We start from the raw sequence: 792 nt of genomic DNA, 5'->3' as shown, positions 1-792 counted from the left end.
ACCCAAACCCAACCCGTGGGCGAACTGCAGCCCGAACGCGGCCATCTCGTTCTCGAACCCGAAATCCTCGGCCTTGGGTAACAACCGCGCAATCTGGTCCGAGCCAACCCCGGGCCGGATCGCCTCGATGGAGCGATCCATCCATTCCCGTGCGGTCTTGTAGGCATCACGCTGGCTCTGCGTGGCCGACCCCACCCCGAAGGTGCGGTAGTAGCAGGTGCGATACCCGTTGTAGGAATGGATGATATCGAAGAATGCCTGATCACCCGGGCGGATGATGCGGTCGGTGAAGTTGTGCGGATGCGGATTGCACCGCTCACCGGAGATCGCGTTGACGGCCTCCACCTGATCCGAGCCCAGCTCATAGAGCCGCTTGTTGGCCAAAGCGACGATCTCGTTTTCCCGCACACCGGGTTTGAGCACATCCACGATGTCCTGGTACACCCCGTCGACCATCGCGGCCGCCTGGTTGAGCAACATGATCTCGTCCTGCGACTTGATCACCCGGGCATCGAGCATGCTCTGCTGGGCATCCACCACCGTCAGGCCCTGGCGCTGCATCTCGAACAGGAACGGCGGCTCCACGATGTCCATGCCCACCGGGGCATCGGCCACCCCGGCCTCCACCAGAAGCGCCTTGATCTCGGTCACCGCATCGCGCATCAGCCCGGCTTCCGGGGCCACCGCACCGCGGAACCCGAGGAACCCGGCCCGCCAGTTCTCCTGCGGCAACCACGGCGAGTACAGCTTGTGATGCCGCACCGCCGAGCCGAAATCCCACAGGATCGGGTC

General features: G+C 64.1%; 1 protein-coding gene. It reads right to left on the bottom strand.

Translation table 11 applies throughout. The features are described from left to right. Positions 1–792, bottom strand: a 792-nt coding sequence (locus tag AC3A6P_RS36075; RefSeq protein ID WP_487697454.1) for a M24 family metallopeptidase, incomplete at both ends; no start/stop codon positions are given.

Source organism: Mycobacterium sp. Soil_C_30 (assembly GCF_057656995.1).
This window is presented reverse-complemented; position numbering and strand designations above follow the sequence as displayed.